16 protein-coding genes are annotated in these 19,706 nt (G+C 61.6%); 7 read left to right on the top strand and 9 right to left on the bottom strand.

What is annotated here, in order from left to right; genetic code table 11:
- Positions 1 to 261: 261 nt before the first annotated feature.
- The 3 genes from FJQ89_RS07655 to FJQ89_RS07645 all read right to left on the bottom strand — a co-directional run bounded on the left by FJQ89_RS07655 (position 262) and on the right by FJQ89_RS07645 (position 4,022).
- On the bottom strand, positions 262 to 2,520 hold the full coding sequence (locus FJQ89_RS07655; RefSeq protein WP_141169729.1) for an arginine/lysine/ornithine decarboxylase: 2,259 nt from the start codon (positions 2,518 to 2,520) through the stop codon (positions 262 to 264).
- Between the two features lie 249 nt (positions 2,521 to 2,769).
- Positions 2,770 to 3,255, bottom strand: coding sequence for a dihydrofolate reductase (locus FJQ89_RS07650; protein ID WP_141169728.1), 486 nt, complete (start codon positions 3,253 to 3,255; stop codon positions 2,770 to 2,772).
- 5 nt (positions 3,256 to 3,260) lie between these two features.
- Positions 3,261 to 4,022, bottom strand: a complete 762-nt coding sequence (locus FJQ89_RS07645; protein WP_141169727.1) for an alpha/beta fold hydrolase — start codon at positions 4,020 to 4,022, stop codon at positions 3,261 to 3,263.
- A gap of 223 nt (positions 4,023 to 4,245) precedes the next feature.
- On the opposite strand from FJQ89_RS07645, the gene FJQ89_RS07640 reads away from it, so the two are divergent.
- The 3 genes from FJQ89_RS07640 (at position 4,246) to FJQ89_RS07630 (ending at position 7,511) form a co-directional block, all read left to right on the top strand.
- Entirely contained in the window at positions 4,246 to 4,821 is a 576-nt protein-coding gene (locus tag FJQ89_RS07640) for a TerD family protein (RefSeq protein ID WP_116744752.1), read from the top strand.
- Between the two features lie 86 nt (positions 4,822 to 4,907).
- Entirely contained in the window at positions 4,908 to 6,158 is a 1,251-nt protein-coding gene (locus tag FJQ89_RS07635) for a TerD family protein (protein ID WP_141169726.1), read from the top strand.
- A gap of 9 nt (positions 6,159 to 6,167) precedes the next feature.
- Positions 6,168 to 7,511, top strand: a complete 1,344-nt coding sequence (locus FJQ89_RS07630) for a VWA domain-containing protein (RefSeq protein ID WP_141169725.1) — start codon at positions 6,168 to 6,170, stop codon at positions 7,509 to 7,511.
- Between the two features lie 13 nt (positions 7,512 to 7,524).
- Here FJQ89_RS07630 and FJQ89_RS07625 read toward each other — a convergent pair whose 3' ends face one another.
- The 3 genes from FJQ89_RS07625 to FJQ89_RS07615 are packed head-to-tail and all read right to left on the bottom strand — an operon-like array spanning position 7,525 to position 8,811.
- On the bottom strand, positions 7,525 to 7,944 hold the full coding sequence (locus FJQ89_RS07625; protein ID WP_141169724.1) for a DUF2141 domain-containing protein: 420 nt from the start codon (positions 7,942 to 7,944) through the stop codon (positions 7,525 to 7,527).
- Between the two features lie 20 nt (positions 7,945 to 7,964).
- On the bottom strand, positions 7,965 to 8,255 hold the full coding sequence (locus FJQ89_RS07620) for a winged helix-turn-helix domain-containing protein (protein ID WP_141169723.1): 291 nt from the start codon (positions 8,253 to 8,255) through the stop codon (positions 7,965 to 7,967).
- 10 nt (positions 8,256 to 8,265) lie between these two features.
- The gene (locus FJQ89_RS07615) at positions 8,266 to 8,811 is read right to left on the bottom strand and encodes a hypothetical protein (protein ID WP_141169722.1); all 546 of its coding nucleotides are present in this window, start codon (positions 8,809 to 8,811) and stop codon (positions 8,266 to 8,268) included.
- Positions 8,812 to 9,068: 257 nt separating this feature from the next.
- On the opposite strand from FJQ89_RS07615, the gene FJQ89_RS07610 reads away from it, so the two are divergent.
- Positions 9,069 to 11,354 carry an outer membrane beta-barrel family protein gene (locus tag FJQ89_RS07610; RefSeq protein ID WP_141169721.1) on the top strand — a complete coding sequence of 762 codons (2,286 nt, stop codon included), beginning with the start codon at positions 9,069 to 9,071 and terminating at the stop codon, positions 11,352 to 11,354.
- On the opposite strand, the gene FJQ89_RS07605 is transcribed toward FJQ89_RS07610, so the two are convergent.
- Positions 11,351 to 12,391 carry an SMI1/KNR4 family protein gene (locus FJQ89_RS07605; protein ID WP_141169720.1) on the bottom strand — a complete coding sequence of 347 codons (1,041 nt, stop codon included), beginning with the start codon at positions 12,389 to 12,391 and terminating at the stop codon, positions 11,351 to 11,353. The genes FJQ89_RS07610 and FJQ89_RS07605 overlap by 4 nt on opposite strands.
- Entirely contained in the window at positions 12,391 to 13,365 is a 975-nt protein-coding gene (locus FJQ89_RS07600; protein ID WP_141169719.1) for a thymidylate synthase, read from the bottom strand. Before FJQ89_RS07600 ends, FJQ89_RS07605 begins: the two co-directional genes overlap by 1 nt.
- A 205-nt stretch (positions 13,366 to 13,570) precedes the next feature.
- Between FJQ89_RS07600 and FJQ89_RS07595 the strand changes: the two genes are divergently transcribed.
- From FJQ89_RS07595 to FJQ89_RS07585, 3 genes are all read left to right on the top strand, one after another.
- Entirely contained in the window at positions 13,571 to 16,315 is a 2,745-nt protein-coding gene (locus FJQ89_RS07595) for a bifunctional diguanylate cyclase/phosphodiesterase (RefSeq protein WP_243136463.1), read from the top strand.
- A 157-nt stretch (positions 16,316 to 16,472) separates the two neighbouring features.
- The gene (locus tag FJQ89_RS07590) at positions 16,473 to 17,915 is read left to right on the top strand and encodes an OmpP1/FadL family transporter (RefSeq protein WP_141169718.1); all 1,443 of its coding nucleotides are present in this window, start codon (positions 16,473 to 16,475) and stop codon (positions 17,913 to 17,915) included.
- Between the two features lie 335 nt (positions 17,916 to 18,250).
- A complete protein-coding gene (locus tag FJQ89_RS07585) occupies positions 18,251 to 18,637 on the top strand; it encodes a tail fiber protein (protein WP_141169717.1) in 387 nt (128 codons plus the stop codon).
- Here FJQ89_RS07585 and FJQ89_RS07580 read toward each other — a convergent pair.
- Complete coding sequence (locus FJQ89_RS07580) at positions 18,616 to 19,704, bottom strand: threonine aldolase family protein (RefSeq protein ID WP_141169716.1); 1,089 nt, start codon at positions 19,702 to 19,704, stop codon at positions 18,616 to 18,618. The genes FJQ89_RS07585 and FJQ89_RS07580 overlap by 22 nt on opposite strands.
- Positions 19,705 to 19,706: the final 2 nt, after the last annotated feature.

The following is a 19,706-nucleotide window of genomic DNA, read 5'->3' as shown; positions in this document are numbered from 1 at the left end:
CACGAGTCGCCCATCTTAGAAGCCCGATACCCCAGCCGTTTGATCTTGCGCAAGCGTGCGCGGTAGCCCAGAATGAAAAACGCCGCCTGATCTGCATCAGGCGGCGTTAAGTAGCATCAACTGTTTTTAACGAACGTCACGACGGTTCATCCAATCGTAGCGAGCGGCAGTGATTTGTGGCCGAGAAGCGCAACCGTACTCTAGTACGGTGAGCATCGCCGGCCGCAAAGCGCACCGCGCAGTAGATTGGATGAGCCGTCACTAATCGTCCAACTTGACACAATCGACGAAGTAACCACGCTTGCCATCGACTTCGCGTTTCACGAGACCATGCACATCCGTCTCGAAGCCGGGGAAGCGCTCGTTGAAGTCGCGCGCGAAGCGCAGGTAGTCGACGATGGTCTTGTTGAAGCGCTCGCCCGGAATCAGCAGCGGAATGCCCGGTGGATACGGCGTCAGCAGGATGGACGTGATGCGGCCTTCGAGTTCGTCGATGGCCACGCGCTCGATCTCGCGGTGCGCCATCTTGGCGAACGCGTCCGACGGCTTCATGGCGGGGATCATGTCCGACAGATACATTTCCGTCGTCAAGCGCGCCACATCGTAGGCCTTGTAGAAATCGTGGATTTGCTGGCACAGGTCGCGCAAGCCCATTTTTTCGTAGCGTGGGTTGGCGGCCGCAAATTCCGGCAGGATGCGCCACATCGGCTGGTTCTTGTCGTAGTCGTCCTTGAATTGCTGCAAGGCCGTCAGCAAGGTATTCCAACGGCCCTTGGTGATGCCGATGGTAAACATGATGAAGAACGAGTACAGGCCGCATTTTTCAATGATGACGCCGTGCTCGGCCAGGTATTTGGTGACGATGGACGCGGGGATGCCCGTCTCGCCGAACTGGCCGTCCAGCGACAGACCCGGGTTGACGATGGTCGCCTTGATCGGGTCGAGCATGTTGAAGCCGGGAGCGAGGTCGCCGAAGCCGTGCCAGTCATCCTCGGCGCGTATCATCCAGTCTTCCTGCTGGCCCATGCCTTCGTCGTTGAAGCTGTCCGGTCCCCACACCTGGAACCACCAGTCCTGGCCCCATTCCTGGTCGATCTTTTTCATGGCGCGGCGGAAATCGAGCGCTTCCATGATCGATTCTTCCACCAGGGCCGTGCCGCCCGGCGCTTCCATCATGGCCGCGGCCACGTCGCACGAGGCGATGATGGAATATTGCGGCGAGGTCGAGGTGTGCATCAGGTAAGCCTCGTTGAAGGCGTCCTGGTCCAGCTTGACCGTATCCGATTCGCGCACGAGGATTTGCGACGCCTGCGACAGGCCGGCGAGCAATTTGTGCGTGGACTGGGTCGAGAAGATCATCGATTCCTTGGCGCGTGGACGGTCCTTGCCGATGGCGTGCATATTCTTGTAGAAATCGTGGAAGGTGGCGTGCGGCAGCCACGCTTCATCGAAGTGCAGGGTGTCGATCTTGCCATCGAGCATTTCGCGCAGGGTTTCCACGTTGTAGATCACGCCATCGTAGGTCGATTGCGTGATGGTCAGAATGCGCGGCTTCTTGTTCTTCGCTTCGCGCGCGAACGGGTTCGCCTCGATCTTGCGGGCAATGCTTTCCGGCGTGAATTCATGCAGCGGGATGGGGCCAATGATGCCCAGGTGATTGCGCGTCGGCATCAGGAACACGGGAATCGCGCCGCACATGATGATCGAATGCAAGATCGACTTGTGGCAGTTGCGGTCGACGACGACGATGTCGCCCGGCGCCACGGTCGAGTGCCACACCATCTTGTTCGAGGTGGACGTACCATTGGTGACAAAATAGCAATGGTCGGCATTGAAGATGCGCGCCGCATTGCGTTCCGAGGCGGCGACAGGGCCCGTATGGTCGAGCAGCTGGCCCAGTTCTTCGACGGCGTTGCAGACGTCGGCGCGCAGCATGTTTTCACCGAAGAACTGGTGGAACATCTGGCCGATAGGCGACTTGAGGAAGGCCACGCCGCCCGAGTGGCCGGGGCAATGCCACGAGTAAGAGCCGTCGTTGGCGTAGTGCACCAGGGCGCGGAAGAACGGCGGCGACAGGCCGTCCAGGTAGGATTTCGCTTCGCGGATGATGTGGCGCGCGACGAATTCCGGTGTATCTTCGAACATGTGGATGAAGCCATGCAGTTCGCGCAGGATATCGTTCGGAATGTGGCGCGAGGTGCGCGTTTCACCGTACAGATAAATCGGGATGTCGGCGTTCTTGTAGCGGATTTCCTCGACGAAGGCGCGCAGCGACTTCAAGGCGTGATCGGTTTCCTCGATGGAGCCGGCGCCGAACTCTTCATCGTCGATCGACAGTACGAAGGCCGATGCGCGCGATTGTTGCTGGGCAAATTGCGACAGATCGCCGTAGCTGGTCACGCCCAGCACTTCCATGCCTTCTTTTTCCATTGCGGCGGCAAGGGCGCGAATGCCCAGGCCGGACGTATTTTCAGAACGGAAATCCTCGTCAATGATGACGATAGGGAAACGAAATTTCATGCATGTCTCCAAAAAAGCAAGCCGCCCCTGACGTAATGGAGGGGCGGACTAGGGCGCGACGGTCAGGCGGTGGTACAACCCGGCAGCCGCAGAAAAAAAATAAGAACGGGATTCTCGCAGAAATGCGGCGTCTGCGGGAAAAAAATATCGTAGCCAAGCGTCACCAGCATGCGCTAGCGTGACGCAACGGTGTGACAGGGGTATTACAGCAACATTCTGGCTATGTTTCTGGCTATCTATATCACCTTATCAGGCTTTGCGTTCCAGCGTGACAAAGGCGTAAGGCAGGCCGGATTTCTCCGAGACCTGCGCCTCGCGCGCGGTTTCTTGCCACACGGCATGATCCACGGCGGGGAAAAAGGCGTCGCAGTCAAACGTCTGGCCGATTTCCGTGATGATCAAACGCTGTGTCAGAGGCAATGCCTGCTTGTAAATCTCGGCGCCGCCGATGACATAGCCTTCCGCGCCGTTCAGCAGCGCGATGGCCGCTTCCACCGACGACACCGCTTCCACGCCGTCATGGCGCCAGTCGGGATTGCGCGTAATGACGATGTTGCGGCGGTTCGGCAGCGGGCGGCCGATGGAATCGAAGGTCTTGCGGCCCATGAGGATGGGATGGCCCGTCGTCAGGCGCTTGAAATGTGCGAGGTCTTCCGGCAATTTCCACGGCAGGGTGTTGTCGATGCCGATGCCGCCTTGCTGGTCGGTGGCGACGATGATGGTCAAATGGCTCATTGATTCTATGAAGTAAGTGGGCGCGGTGCGCTATGCCCGTCATTATCGTTGAAATTGCCGGCCGCCTCCAGATGCGCACGCATGGCTTGCGCCAGCGCGCCCGGTGCTTCCAGCGGAATCATGTGGCCGGTGTTGTCTGTTAGTAAGTACAAGGTAGCCTGGGGCAGACGGGCGGCCATGGCGCGCAGGTCGTCGGGATGGACGAGCTTGTCGTCTTCGGCACCGACGATCAGCACGGGACAATCGAGTTCCGGCAAGCGTGCCATCAGGTCGGGGCGGACTATGGTGGTGAGAAATTGCGCCAGCAGCACGTCCTTGCCCAGGTCCAGTCCCATTTGCTGGATCAGGCCGGTGATGGCGGCATCGTCGAGGTGCGACGGGTGCAGCAGTTCGCGCAGGCGCTGGCGCGTGATGCCCGCATAGGCATTGCGCTCAAGCATGGCGACGATGCGCTGGCGCGCTTCGACTTCCGCCGGCAGCAAACCTTGGGCCGAATTGGCGATCAAAGTCAAAGACTGCACGCGCTGCGGGTGCGCCAGCGCGTGTTCCAGCGCCAGGTAGGCGCCTAGTGAAAAGCCCACCAGGTGGGATTGCGGAGCGCTGTGGCTGGCAATCATCGATTGCATCTGCGCGCGCGTGCGCGCCTGGTGCAGGGGTATGTGCTGCAGATCAAAGGCGTCGCTTAGGGCAGGCGCCAGGCGCGACCACAGGCGTTCATCGCACAGGGTGCCGGGAATACAGTCGAGTCGTATCTGGGTATTGTTCAAGGACAAGCCTGGTACAGGATGGTGAAAATTTTTTGTCGAGCGGCATTATCCGTCATTTTGCGCATTGGGACAGCCGTACGGTATTTTCCGTATGGCATTATTTTCAATAGTGCGCAGCTGGCAAGCAGGAACTTTATGGTAGGCTCATGACTCATCCAGCCGGCCTACCGGCGACGTGACCTGAAACACCGAATGCAACCCCCCACATTAAAGAGGAATTACCATGGCGATCAGTTTGCAAAAAGGCGGCAATGTCAACCTGAGCAAGGAAGCTCCCGGCTTGACGAAAATCGTGATTGGCCTGGGCTGGGACCCGCGCGCCACTGATGGCGCCGCTTTCGACCTGGACGGCAGCGCCTTCCTGCTGAAAACGGATGGCAAGGCCCGCTCCGATGCCGATTTCATTTTTTATAACAACCTGAAGTCGGTTGATGGCTCCATCGTCCACGCGGGCGATAACACCACCGGTGGCGGCGATGGCGACGACGAGAAAATCGCCGTCGACCTGGCCAACGTGCCGGCCGACATCGACAAGATCGCCGTGGCCGTCACCATCCACGACGCGGAAGCCCGCAAGCAAAACTTCGGCATGGTGGGCAAGGCCTACATCCGCTGCCTGAACGGCGACAACGGCGCGGAAATCGCCCGCTATGACCTGTCGGAAGACGGCTCGACGGAAGCGGCCATGATCTTCGGCGAAATCTACCGCGCCGGCAGCGAATGGAAATTCAAGGCCATCGGCCAAGGTTTCAAGGGCGGCCTGGGCCCACTGGCCCGTTCTTTTGGTATTAATGCTTAAAAAGCATGTTGACGCCTGAAAGGGCGTTCCTTTGCCGGGCGGCCACGCTGCCCGGTTCTGTCTTTCTTCTCTCTCTCCCTGACTCCATGGAAAACCTGATCAAGGGGCAGCGCCTGGCGCTGTCCGGCCTCGTCACGGGCAACGTCGTGCAACTGGGTTTGTCCAGCGCGGGCGTGCCGCTGGACTTTGCCTGTTTCGGCCTCGATGCGGCCGGCAAGCTGTCCGATGACCGCTACATGACTTTCTTCAACCAGCCGCGCACGCCGTGCGGCGGCGTGGAAACTTCGGCGCCGTCCGGCGATGCGGCCGGTTTCAGTTACCACCTTGAACGCTTGCCTGCCTCCATCGAGCGCCTGGTTGTCACGGCCGCCATCGATGGCGCGGCCAGCATGGCGCAGCTGGGCAGCGGCTACCTGCGCCTGCTCGACGGCGGGCGCGAACTGGCCCGCTACGCGTATGCGGGTGCTGATTTTGCGCAAGAAAAAGCCGTCATGCTGGGCGAGTTTTACCGCAAGGACGGCGGCTGGCGTTTCATGGCCGTGGGCCAGGGTTTCAATGGCGGCCTGGATGCGCTGGTCGCCCATTTCGGCGGCGAAGTGGCGCAGGCGGCGCCAGAACCCGCAGCGCCGAAGATTTCCTTGTCAAAAATCTCGCTGACCAAGGCGGGCCAGACGCACAAGGTGTCGCTGGAAAAGGGCGCGGGCGCGCCAACAAAACTCACCGTCAAGGCCACCTGGGTCGATAACGGCGATGGCGACGACGATAATGACGACCTCGATTTAAGAGTCGGCATCCTCTTGCCGAACGGCCAGATGCGCTTCATCCAGGCGCCGGACACGGCAGGCAGCTTTGACGTCATGCCGTATGTGCGCCACCTGGGCGACGTGGCCGGTGCGGCGGGCAAGGAGCCGGCCACGGAAACGGTGGAAGTCAATCCTGCGCTGGCGCAACATTACGGCGGCACGGTGGGCCTCGTCTTCAGCGTGTATTCGGCGCTGGCCAATGGTGCCGTCCCGGTGGCGTCCATGCGCCCGAAAATGGTCATGCAATACGGCCAGCAGATCGTCGAGTGCGACTTCGACTTCCGCCTGTCGAAGGCAGCCGAAGACGATACGGTCTACACCTATGTGATCGGCATGGCGCGCATCACGCCCGACAGCATCATCCTGGAGCCGTCCGGCAAGACGTCGGAGCCCGGCAGCGAAGCGACGCCGTGGCTGAGCTGGCAGGGTGAGAACCTGCAGCTGGCCTTCAACGGTCCCGTCGTCTTCAAGGGCGAGGACAAGGAAGACGAAGATGATTTCAACGCGGACAATCCGCGCCGCTACATCGCCTAGGAGACACTGATGGAAACCTTGGCCAAGGGTCAGCGCTTGCCGCTGGCCAATCTCGTTCCCGATGGCGTGCTGCAGATCGGCGTCGCCGCGCAGGGGCTGGCGCTCGACGTGGCCTGTTTTGGCCTCGATGCGGCGGGCAAATTGTCCGACGAGCGCTACATGACCTTCTTCAACCAGCCGCGCACGCCGTGCGGCGGCGTGGAAGCGCGCGCCGGCAGTGGCGGCGACATGGCCGAGTTTGCCTTGCAGCTGGCGCGCTTGCCGGCCGGCATAGACCGCCTCGTTGTGACGGCCTCCATCGATGGCGGCGGCGTGATGTCGCAGCTGCAAGCTGGCCATGTGCGCCTGCAGGCGGGCGGACGCGAACTGGCCCGCTTTGCCTTCGCGGGCAATGATTTCGCACAGGAAAAAGCCGTCATGCTGGCAGAAATTTACCGCAAGGATGGCGGCTGGCGCTGCATGGCCGTGGGCCAGGGTTTCAATGGCGGCCTCGATGCGCTGGTGCGCCACTTCGGCGGCGAAGTTGACCAGGCCTCTCCTGCCACCTCTGCCGCGCCTGCCGCGGTTTCGGCAATTCAGCAGGCGAAGATCAACCTGGAAAAACGCGTCGAGCGCGAGGCGCCGCAACTGGTCAGCCTGGTCAAGCAGGCGGGCGTGTCGCTGCAAAAGGTGGGCCTGCTTGACCATCGGGCCAAGGTGTGTTTATGCCTGGATATTTCCGGTTCCATGGGACGGCTATATAAAGAGGGGCTGGTGCAGCGCTTTGCCGAGCGCATCCTGGCCCTGGGCTGCAAGTTCGACGACGATGGCGAGATCGATGTATTTTTGTTCGGTAAGAACGTCCACCATCCGGCGCCCATGGCCTTGAATAACTGCAATACCTACGTGGGGCAGGCCATACAGCGCCATCCGCTGGAAGGCGACACGCGCTATGGCGCCGCCATGCAGGCCATCCGCGCGTTTTACTTCCCAGACAAGGCCGGCGGCGAGCGAACGCGGCCCGTTGCCGCCGAGCTGCCCGTGTACGTGATGTTCGTCACCGATGGCGGCACCAGCGACCAGGCGACAACGGAGAAGCAATTGCGCTGGGCCAGCAATGAACCCATCTTCTGGCAATTCATGGGCATCGGCAAGGGGCGCAAGTCGAAAAGCAAGTTTCTCGCCGCCTTTGCCGATTCCGACTTTCCCTTCCTGGAAAAACTCGACGAATTGCAGGGACGCCTGGTCGATAACGCCAATTACTTTTCCGTCAGCTCGCCCGACGAGCACAGCGATGCGGAGCTGTACGATTTGCTGATGACGGAATATCCGGGCTGGCTGAAACTGGCGCGGGGGCAGGGCTTGCTGAACTGATCATCCTGCGATGTTAGTTGCCGAGCTTGATGGCAATCGTGGTGCCTGCTTCTGGCAGCAAGAAGCGCGCCTTCTCGTAGCTGGGCGGACCCATCATTGAACGCGCGTCGTTGCTGCTGCCCGTGGGTTCGCTGGGAATCTTGAAAAAGTTGCTGTCCATCTTGCCATTCGCATTCACGTCCTGGAAGACCGCGACAGCGTACTCGCCCGCAGGCAATTTATCCAGGTGCAGCTGGACGGTGCTGCCGTTGGCTGGCACTGTGGCCTGCTGCAGGGGTTTCGAGAGGAAATGCGCGGCCGATTGGTAAATGGCCGCCTTGACTGTGCCTGCACCGGGCTGGACATTGTTGACGGTCACGAGCAGGTCGGCGGCGCAGGCCAGTCCTGCGGCTGGCAGCAGCAGTGCGATGCACCAAGGTATGATTTTTTTCATGTTACGTCCTTCGGTTGATGTTATATGGACAGCAAGCGGCGCAATTCCATGACATGTGCCTGGTAGGCGGCGCGTCCTTGCGCAGTGGCATGGATACGGGTTTGCGGTTTCTTGCCGACGAACTGCTTTTCGAGCGTCACATAGCCCGCGCGAGCCAGTGTGTCCAGGTGCGCCCCCAGATTGCCGTCGCTTGCCTCGGTCAGCGCTTTCAGGCGCACGAACTCGATGCTTTCATTTACTTGTAATACATTCAGGGCAGTCATGATGCGCAAGCGCGTGCTCTGATGGATGATGTCGTCCAGGCCAGCCATGATGTTCTCCTCAGGCAGCGCGGCGCAGCCAGGTGCCGCCAAGCAGCAATCCGCCCCCCGCCAGCAGCGCCATGGCCAGATCGAACCAGGGAGCGAGAAAATGGTAGGCGATGAAGGTCAGCACGCAAATGCTGGCGCCCAGGATCGTCCACCGCAGGCCATACCAGAGGCCGGCCAGCATATACACGAGCATGAACAAGCTGGTCCAGAACACGGAGATGGCGCCGGGCCGGTGCACGATGAAAGTCGACACCATGATGCCGAAGGCGACGAGAATGGCCATGGCCAGCCAGATGCGCCGGTCGCCCGGCTGGCTGGCGGTTTTTTGCCGGCTCAGCAGATACGCGGTTCCGAGCATGCCCGCCGCGTCGGCAATCAGCCAGCAATATCCGCTGTGTGCCGGTGCCAGATAGCTGCCCAGATAGGCGCAGAACCAGACCACGCCCCACAGCTGGACGATGACGCCCGAGCGCCAATAGCGCAAATACTGTTCACTGCGCGTCTGGGTTTGCTCCACTTCCTGCAGGTATTGTTGGACTTGTTGCGGGTTCAGCATCGTGTTCTCCTGGTTAACTCTGTAATGCAGAGTACTCTATATATGAGATGTTTTTTCGTCAAGCGTTTTGTTTTGCCCTCCAGCGTATGAGGCTATACGACCACAAGTGGAAGAGATTTGTAAATTGAAGTAAATAACAATGGTTCGCATTTGCTTTGCCCAATGGAGTCGTGGCATGCTTTCACTGTGCCCCCACCTGTGCCCTCACGCTGCGGCGTAGCGCCTCATCCGTAGCGTCTCGATTATTATTTAGCCAAATGCATAAAATCCTTTTCCACTGTCTGGCGGGCGGTAGCCTGCTGGTCTCCGGCGCCGCTGTTCAGGCGCAAACTGGTACCGGCGATACCGTCGTCAAGCCCGCACCAGCACCCGTATCGGCCAAGGTGCCCGCCATTGACGCTCCCGTTTCCGTCAGCGTGACGGCCGAACGTCCCACGGGCCGCATCGACCGGCAAGTCTACGACGTCAAGTCCGATGTGGGCAGCAGCAACGGCACGGCGGCCGACGCGCTCAACAATGTGCCATCCGTTGCCGTCGACCCCGACGGTTCCGTGTCCTTGCGCGGCAGCAGCAATGTGCAGATATTGATCGATGGCAAGCCGTCGGCCATGCTGCAGGGCGATGCGCGCGGCGCCACCCTGAACGCCATGGCGGCCGACGATATCGAATCGGTGGAAGTGATCAACAATCCCGGCGCCCAGTTCGGCAACGAAGCCGGTGGCGGCCCGATTTTGAACCTGGTGATGCGGCGCAACCGCAAGCCGGGCGGCTTTGCCACCGTCAACGCGAATGCGGGCATCGCCGGGCGCTACAACAGCTCCGTCTCCGGCAGCTACAATGAGGGGCCGTGGGGCTACCAGGGCGGCATCAATGTGCGCCACGACGGCCGCAATTCCGTGGGCGAGGTCAGCCGCGAGCGCCTGGAGCGTGGTACAGGCGCGTTCGCGCCCAGCAGCCAAAGCTCCGCCAGCAATGGCTTGAACGACTCGCTGGGCTTGCACGGCACCGTGAATTACAACCTGAACACGAACGACACCCTGGCCGCCAGCGTGTCGTATAACGGTCGCAGCAACGATCAGCGTTCGCTCGACCGCTACATCAATGGCGACAGCACGGGCAGCACCATAGGCGACTATGTGCGCAGCACCGTGCGCAACGGCGACAGCCGCAACGCCAGCTGGGGCGCGCGCTACGACCACAAGGGCGAGTTGCCGGGCGAATCGTTGAAGATCGACCTGCGCGTGTCATCCTCGACCAATGAGAGCGACAGCGATTACGCGAACACTTATGCGGTTGCGCCCGTGCATGCCTTCGACAGCCGCGCGCGCCAGCACAGCGAGACGGGCAACCGTATCGTCGACTTCAGCGGCGACTACGAGCGTCCGCTGGCGGGCGGCACGGCCAAGCTGGGCTACAAGGTGGCCGACAACCAGAGCAGTTTCGACACTTTATATACGGACATCAACCCGGCCAGCCTGGCGGAAATCGTCAATCCCATGCGCAGCAACCGTTTCGAGCTCGACGAGCGCACCATCGCGCTGTACGGCTCCTACCAGATGCGCCTGAGCGAGCGCTGGGGCGCGCTGGCCGGCTTGCGTGCCGAGTACACGGACTTGAACGTGCGCCAGATCACCAGCGGCGTCGAGGCCGGCAACAATTACATCAATTACATTCCCAGCCTGTTCGCCACGTACAAGGTCAGCGACGAGAGCAATGTGCGCTTCAGCTATGCGCACCGCCTGCGCCGCCCGAGCGCGGGCGACCTGAACCCGTACGTGGTGTACCGCGACGAGTTCAATGTCTCGGCCGGCAACCCGAAGCTGAAACCCACGCAGACGGATTCGTTCGAGATCGGCTATGAAACGAAGATCGCCGGCCTGGAAAGCAGCTTGCGCGCCTACCACCGGCGCGATACGGACGCCATCGTCGATTACCGTTACTTTATCAGCGACAATGTGCTGCTGACCACGCGCGAAAACGGCGCAGGCAGCCATTCGAGCGGCCTGGAGTTCAGCGTCAGCGGCAAGCTGACCCCATCCTTGACCCTGAACACGAGCGGCAACCTGGCGCGCAGCCAGCAGAGCAGTTCCGACGACCTGGGCAACCGCAGCACGCGCACGGCGAATGCCCTGAGCGGCCGCGCGCGCCTCAATTACCAGTTCGATGCGGCGAACCAGCTGCAACTGGCCCTGCAAATGCAAGGCAAGATGCTGTCGGGGCAGGGCTATCGCTCGCCGAACAACACTTTGAATGTGAGCTGGCGCCATACGGTGACGCCGCAACTGAGCCTGGTCATGAACGTGACCGATGTGTTCAGCAGCAACAAGATGGAAACCGTCATCAATAGCGCGTCCCTGCGCGAGACGAGCACGCGCCGGTTTGATGGACGCATGATATATGTGGGGCTGTCGTACCGCCTCGGCGGCGCCACCTCGGCGGCGAAAGAGGGCGAGCGGGAACCGCGTTTCGGCCCGCCGGGTGGACGCGGGCCAGGCGGCCCTGGCGGTCCCGGCCCGGGCGGGCCGGGAGGCGAACCAGGCTAGGCCGCTGACGCGATCTCGTTCAGGAAGTCGATGAAACTGTCCGCATGGCGCTCAAAGCACCATGCGCCCATGCCATGTCCGGCGTGATACACGGGCGCGTCGCCATCGGCGATGGCGCCCAGGTCCAGGCAATACGGATCGGCGCCCGCGTCGGCGATCACCAGATACTGTTCCGGCCAGTCGGCGATGGTTTCACCGCTGGCGGGATTCCAGGCGTAACCGTGCTGGGCCTTGATCAGCCCGGCCGCGCCGTACAGGCTCAAACCCTGGAAATACTGCTGGCTGTCGATAAACACCCGCAGCGGCGAATGGCAAGCCAGGAAGCGCCGGTAGTGCTCCGGCAAGGCCCAGCGCTGCGCGATGCCGGCCATGTCGGCGGCGCTGGCGATGGTCAGCCAGTTCGATGGCTGCGCCAGGTCCTGCTCCTTCCTGCGACGGGCTGCCAGCTTTTTCTCCAGCATGGCCGCCGCTTTTTCCAGCGGCGTGCGCGGATCCCCGAGCGACGCGTGGGTGGCGGGCACGGCATGGCCTGCGCCATCCGGATAAGCGTCGCGCTGCCAGGCCTGCACGTCGGCCAGCCGCAACTGCTCTGCCTTCCAGTGGCCGGGATCGTAAGGCAAACCCGCATCGAAAGGCTGGCGGCTGAACACGGCCAGGCTTTTGACGGCCTTGGCGCGCACGCTCAGCTTGGCATTTTCCGCACTGGCCAGGGCCACGAGCGGAGCATACGCCTCCTTGCCCATGCTTTTGAGCATGCCATCCACGCCCCAGTAGGCGAGGCCGTCCATATCAAGGCTCCAGCTGAAAAAATCGCCGTATTCTCCCGGTTCGGCCAGGGCGACGATATCCGTCATCAGGAAGGCGCGCCAGTGCAGCAGCTGGCCCTCCCTGGCGTAAGCGATCAGGATGGCGAGCACGGCTTGCCGTTCGTCGGCAGCATGCTTTTTCAGCAGCCTATCCTTCAGCCTGGCAAACTTGCTGCCATCCGTTTCGTCAAACAGCTTGCGGTGCAGGGCGGCCAGCGGTGCGACCGCCATCAGACGGCCATCGCCGCCTTGATGGGCGCATGGTGTTCATAGCCTTCCAGCGAGAAATCCGACGGTTCGATCTTTTCCAGCCACTCCGGCTCGTACTTGCCCGTCTTGGCGTAGTCGGGCACGCGCTCGGAAATGATGAAACGCGGCGCCGGGAACGGCGTGCGCTTCAATTGTTCTTCCACCATGTCGAGGTGGTTTTCATAGATGTGCGCGTCGCCGATGAAGTAGGTGAACCAGCGCGGCGTGTAGCCCGTCAGGCGCGCCACCAGGTGCAGCAGGGCGGCGCCTTCGGCGATGTTGAACGGCGTGCCCAGGCCGATATCGTTGCTGCGCACATATAAACACAGCGAGATTTCGCGCGTGCTGGCGTTCGGGATGAACTGGTACAGCAAGTGGCAGGCGGGCAGGGCGACGGCGTCCAGCACGGCCGGGTTCCAGCCGTGGAACAGGATGCGCCGGCTGCCCGGGTTCGTCATGATGGTATCGAGGCACTCGCGCAACTGGTCGACGGCCTTGTATAGCAGCACTTTTTGCACGCCATCCTCGACGAGGGGGGCGATCAAGCTAAAACCGTTCGCTTGCGCGTCGGCAATCTGCGCGGTCTGGTCGGCATCGAGCAGCTTGTAGGCAGGCCATTGCCGCCATTGCACGCCATACACGGGGCCCAGGTCATCTTCGCCTTCGCGGTAGGGGTTGGCCAGCCATTGCGCATTTTCGTTGGCGTTCTGGTCCCATACCTTGCAGCCCAGCGCGCGGAATTCGGCCGCGTTGCGCGAGGCGCGCAAGAAGGCGCACAATTCGCCGATCACGGATTTGAAAGCCAGTTTCTTGGTCGTCACGGCAGGGAAATTGCCGTTGGCCAAGTCGAAACGCATCATGGCGCCCGGCACGCTCAGGGTGCGGATGCCCGTGCGGTTGTCTTGCCAGCTGCCCGTTTCGAGCACGGTCTTGATCAAATCTTGATATTGCTGCATGTATTTCTCCAACGGTAAGGATGGTGATTGTAACGCAGGCGCGACAGGCGGGCCGCGGCCCACACACATAATTACGCTGCTGCCTTACCTGCAAACATGACTCTGTGGTAATTTGTGTGTCCTTAAAGAAATACATAGAAACGGTAGATGCTGCACCATGTTCTTGCGACAATTTGTAAATAATAATAACGCCGCCGTGGTGGAGATGAGCAGGGCCGATTTTCTCAAGGCTAACCTGCGCCTGATCCTGGCCTGGCCCTTGCTGGGGCTGGTCCTGTGCGCGGTACTGTGGACGGCCACCTTGCTGCAGCTGGAGGCGGAAAAGAAGGTGGCGCAGCAGCAGGCGCTCGACAGCGTGTCTTCCTTGTCGAAAGCGTATGGCCAGTATCTGTTGCGCACGCTGGAACAGATGGACCAGCTGACCTTGCAGCTCAAGTATGAGTGGGAAAATTCGCGCGGCCAGCTGCGCCTCGATCACTTGAAGACGCAGGGCATGTATGCCTTGCCGCAATTTGCCATCGTCGCCATCCTCGACCGCAAGGGCCACCCCGTGACGGCCACGGCGCCGCTGCAGCAGCTGCGCGTCAACGAGCGCAGCGATTTCCTGCTGCGCCACTGGCGCAGCAATTCCAGCGCGCTGCGCATCGCGCTGGGGCGGGCCAATGCGGCCAGCGAGGCTACAGTGCCGGGCGCCGACGAGAGCCTCGTGCATTTCACGCGCCGGCTGGAAGACGAGGATGGCAATTTTGACGGCGTGCTGCTGATCTCCATCCATTCCAGCTATTTTTCCGAATTTTACAACAGCGTCAGTTTCGGCAAGTTCGGCATATCCGCCATGGTGGGCGAAGAGGGCGAACTGTTCAGCACGCGCCTCGGCTCGCGCGTGCTGCCGACCCCGAGCGGCGAGGGCACGCCGTTTCTCGACACCAGCTTCCTGGAAACGGACAGCGGTGCCATGCATTCGGGCGGCAGGATCGCTTTTTCCGACAAGCAAAGCCGCTATGTCGGCTGGCAGGCGCTGAAAGCCTATCCGTTTACGGCTGTGGTCGGCCTGTCGGACGGCGAAATGCTGCACCCGTACGCAGAAACGCGCAGCATTTACATCGGCATCGCGCTGGCCGTCACCGCGCTGCTGCTGGCCTTTGCCGCCGTCGCCACCGTGCTGTCGCTGCGCCTGGCGTGGCGCCACCACCAGTCCGAAGGCGTGCGCAACGCTTACCGCATGGCCACCGAAGGCACGAGCGACGGCTTTTACATCATTGCCGCCCTGCGCGGCGAGGATGGCAGCATCCTCGACTTCGAGATCGTCGACTGCAACGAGCCGGGCGCCGGCTACTTCGGCGTGCGCCGCGAACAATTGCTGGGCATGCGCCTGCAGTCGCGCGCCCACGAGCCGTATTTCCGCGACCTGATCCATAACTACCGGGCCGCCATGCAGTCCGGCTTTTCCGAGGAAGAGATCGAGTTGCCGGATGGAAACCCTTTCAAGCTGCGCTGGATACGCCGGCGCCTGGTGCGCAGCGGCGACCGCCTGGCCGTGACCCTGCAAGACATCAGCACGGCCAAGGAGCATGAACGCGACTTGCGCCGCCTGGCCAACGAGGACGGCTTGACGGGCTTGCCCAACCGCTACTGGCTGCAGCAATTCCTGCCCGGCGCCCTGGGGCGCGCCGCCATTGCGCGGCACATGCTGGCGCTGCTCTTCATCGACCTCGATGGTTTTAAGGATATCAACGACACGCAGGGCCACGCCGAGGGAGACAAGGTGCTGCGCGCCGCCTCCTTGCGCCTGAAGGGTGTGCTGCGGCCGGGCGATCACGTGGTGCGCCTGGGCGGCGATGAATTCGTCGTCGTGCTCGACCCGGTGGAAGACGACAGCCGTGCAGAACAGGTGGCACAGCGCATCGCCATCGCCTTCGACGAACCGTTTTACCTGGGCAGCGAACGCCACAAGATGGGCGCTTCGATCGGCATCAGCCTGTATCCACGCGACGGCGCCGAAACGGAAGTGCTGCTGAAGAATGCCGATATCGCCATGTACGCCGTGAAAGTGGCGGGCAAGGGCCATCACCGTTTCTTCCAGCCGGAATTGTTCGAAACCATCCGCAACCGCCGCGAACTGGAGCAAAGCCTGGTGACGGCGCTGGAGCAGGACCAGTTCCTCGTCGTCTACCAGCCGCGGGTCGACGCCATGAGCGGCCAGCTGTGCAGCATGGAGGCGCTGGTGCGCTGGCACCATCCGCAGCACGGCATGGTGCCGCCGCTGGAATTCATCCCCGTGGCCGAGAGCAGCGGCCTGATTTCGCAGCTGGGCGAAGTCGTCATCGAAAAGGTGTGCCTGCAAATGGCGCGCTGGCAAGCCAGCGGGCTGGAAATGGTACCCGTCTCGATCAACGTCTCGGCGCGCCAGTTCGGCCGTGGCGATGTGCACCAGGTGCTGGCGTCCGCGCTGACGCGCCATCGCATCGATGCGCGGCTGATCGAGGTGGAAATCACCGAATCGGCCATGATGGATGAGCAGAACCGCGCCGTGGAGCAGCTGTCGGCCATCCGCGCGCTGGGCGTGCGTCTGCTCGTTGACGATTTCGGCACCGGCTATTCTTCGCTGTCGCAGTTGCAGAAGTTCGCCATGGATGGCTTGAAGATCGACCGCGCCTTCACCATGGAGCTGGGCCGTTCGGAGCAGGGCGAGGTCTTCGTGCGCGCCATCCTGTCGATGGCGCATGCGCTGGGCATGAGCGTGGTGGCCGAAGGGGTGGAGACGCGCGAGCAGCTCGACATCCTGCGTGCGCTGCAATGCAACGAGGTGCAAGGCTATTTCATTTCGCGCCCCGTGCCGGCCGAACAGATGCTGGCGCTGATGCAACAGCGCTTTCTGATACCGCTTCCAGCGCCCGTGCTGCCCCCGTACAGCCCGGTGATTGGTGAGGAAAACAACGCCGTTTCTTAAAAAGAGCGAACGTTCGCTTTTTTTTAAAAAATATTATATGCTTCGCTCATGCCGTCAGTGTGGGAGTTCACGGCGGCAAGAACAGTGCAAGACGGGTGAGGTTGAGCTACCCGAGACAATGTGACGAAGACACTTCATATAATAAAGAGAGACTAACTTGAAACATAAATATCTGCCCCTCCTCATCGTTGCCGCGTTCGCCGGCATCTCCTCCACCGCACAAGCGTCGGGCTACCGTTTTGGCTCGCAAAGTGTTTCCGCCCAGGGCACGGCTGATGCCAGCGGCGCCGAAGCGGCTGACGCGTCGACCATTTTCTACAACCCGGCCGGCCTGTCGCGCCTGGAAGGCACGCAGTTCGTCGGCGGCGGCACCATCGTTGTACCGCATTCGACCTACACGGATGCGGGTTCGAAGCCTTTCTTCGCAGGCAATCGCACGCCTTACGCCGCAACCAAAGACTACGCGCCGGACGCCGTGGTCGCGCCTGCGTTGTACGCCAGCAAGAAAATCAATGACCAGTGGACCGTCGGCGCCGGCCTGTTCGTGCCATATGGCGCCAAGCTCGATTACGGCAATGACTGGTATGGTCGTTATGCAATCACCAATATCAAGCTCGAAGCCATCGCCCTGAATCCTTCCGTTTCGTTCAAGCTGGACCAGCATCACTCGTTCGGTTTCGGCGTGACGGCCGAATACATGAAGGCGGAACTGGGCCAGGGCGTGGACGTGCCGGGTTCGGTTGCTTTCCTGGGTAAATTTGCGCCAACCGCATCGCAGGCATTCCTGGCCAATATCGCCAAGACGCAAGGCCTGGCTGCGGCGCAAGCTGCCGGCGCCGCGCTGCAGGGCCCGATCAAGGATGGCCATGCTTCGATGGACGGCCATGACTGGGGCTTTGGCTTCAACCTGGGCTATTTGTACCAGTTGAACGAAGGCACGCGTTTCGGTATCGCTTACCGCTCGTCGATTTCGCACAAGCTCAAGGGCAGCACCATCTGGGACTTCTCGCAGGTGACGAGCAATCCTGCCGTGAACGCCTTCATCGCCAAGGCATCGAACAAGGTCAATTCGGAAGCGCTGGTGGAATTGCGCACGCCGGAAACCCTGTCGGTCAACGCCTTCCACCAAATGGATGATCGTTGGGCCTTGATGGGCGACGTCACCTGGACCCGCACTTCGCGCCTGGAGAACCTGGACATCCAGTTCCCGCCGACGGCCGAGGGCGCCGAGCGCATTCGCCAGAACTGGAAAGACACTTACCGCGTCTCGCTGGGCACCAACTACAAGTACAGCGAGAATCTGATGCTGCGCGCCGGTATCGCCCACGACCAGGCGCCAGTACGCAGCGCGGAACTGCGCCACCCGGCCTTGCCGGACAGCGATCGCATGCAGTACTCGATCGGCGCGAACTGGAAACTGAACGCCAATTCCTCGCTGGACCTGGCTTACAGCTTCATCGACTTCAAGGATGCTGAAGTCAACTACACAAACGACTGCTCGCCTGTCAAGACTGGCTGCACCGGCAACGGTGAAACCACCAAGGGCCTGTTCAAGACCCGCATGCAGTTGATCGGTCTCGCTTATAACTACAAGTTCTAAGCAGGTAGTGGCGGCCAACCCGGCCGCCATGAAAGGAAAAAAGCGCCTTCGGGCGCTTTTTTTTGTGCGGCCCAGGTGGGATGGGCAGGCAGCGCCGCTTCGAAGGTGCTCTCGGGATGTTGAACTTGTTTTTCGAATATGCTAATTTGTTACTATGATGCACCTTGCCATACATCTTGAGTGGCTAAAAACCGACAAGGACAAGACATGCGAATGGGTATTTATCAAGGCAACAGCGAGGCAACAGAACGCCTGGCGGTTCCAGGCGGCGCCGACACCGCGGCACTGGCGCGACGTTGCGTGCTTGACGATGGGGAGCAGTGGTCATGAGGCCCATGTTTCCTTCGATACAGCCGTTTCATACGGGCTTTGGCGACCCTCCCGTCGGCGCGGTGGTCGCCTTTGCCGGGGCCGTCGCTGACACATCCTCTCCTGCCGAATTTCCCGTTGAAGCCTTTGGCTGGCTGGTCTGCGACGGCCGCATGCTGGCCGTCGCGAGCTATCCGGAACTGTTTGCAGTGCTCGGGCATCTGTATGGCGGCGTGGACGGACAGTTTCAATTGCCTGATTACCGTGGCCGCTTCCTGCGCGGCCATGCTGGTGGCAGCGGTGCGTGCACCGATATCGGCCGGGGGAATGATCCTGGACAGCCGGACGCGCGGCCCAATAGCGTTGACGTCAACTATCTGATCAAATACACCTATGGCCTGCGCATGCTCTGATCCAGCAGGCTCAAGGCATGCCGCACGGTATCGTCCGGCAGTTCCAGCAACTGATCTCCTACATACCATTCCACCACGCTGCGCCCTGGCAGGGCGGCGTGGCCGGCGCGGCCGAACAGCCAGATGCCGTGCTCCTCGGCCACCTGGTTGCGGATGGCGATGGCCCGCTCGCGCGAGACGGGCAAGTGCAAGTGCAGCATGTTGGCCTGCGGCTGCGCAGGGTTGACGGCAATCGACGGAAAGTCGCGCAGCAGCGCGTACAGCCACTGCGTGCGTGCGAAATAGCGGGGCATGGCGGCGAGGCGCGCGTCGAACTGCATGGCGGCGGCCACCACGTAGGGTGTGCGGTGCACGATGTTGCCACCCTGGCGGTGAAACCACGCGCGCGCCCGTTCGACAAACGGGCGGCTGCCGGCCAGCATGGCGCCACCGAGGCCGCCGATGCCCTTGTACAGCGACACGTAGACGGAGTCAAAACCATCGCAGATGGCGGGCAGGGGCTGGTCAAAACCCGCTTGCGCTTCCCACAGGCGCGCGCCATCCATGTGCAGGTGAATGTTGTTGTCGCGGCAGTGCCGCTTGATGTCGTTCAAGTCATCCCAGGACGGGCACTGGCCGCCGATTTCGCGCATCGGCAGTTCGACCTGGGCGGCGCCCAGCGCATCGGGCACGGCACGCAAGTCGTCCACCGTCCACGGACGGTGCGGGTCGCCGATCATCAAACCCTTGAAGTGTTCGAGCAACTCATGGTTGCCCCGCTCGTGGCGCAGGATGTGCGACGTCGGATGCAGCGCCACTAGGCGCGAACCCCGGTCCTGGCAAGCCAGGCGCAGGGCCGTCACTTGCGTCATGGTGCCCGTAATGCAGAACACGGCCGCTTCGAAGCCGAGCAGGCTGGCGACCTTGTGTTCGAACTGTTCGATCAGCGCGCCTTCGCCATAGGTGTCGTGCGCGATGTCGTTGGCCTCGCACCAGGCGGCCATTGCGGCGAAGGTTGCCGCTGGCGTGGGCTGGCGGTGGCCCGGCAGGATGGTATGGCAGCGCTGGCGCAGTTCAAGCTCGTTCACGG

Origin of the sequence: Janthinobacterium tructae (genome assembly GCF_006517255.1) — a bacterium.
GTDB classification, from domain to species: Bacteria; Pseudomonadota; Gammaproteobacteria; order Burkholderiales; family Burkholderiaceae_D; genus Janthinobacterium; species Janthinobacterium tructae.
This window is presented reverse-complemented; position numbering and strand designations above follow the sequence as displayed.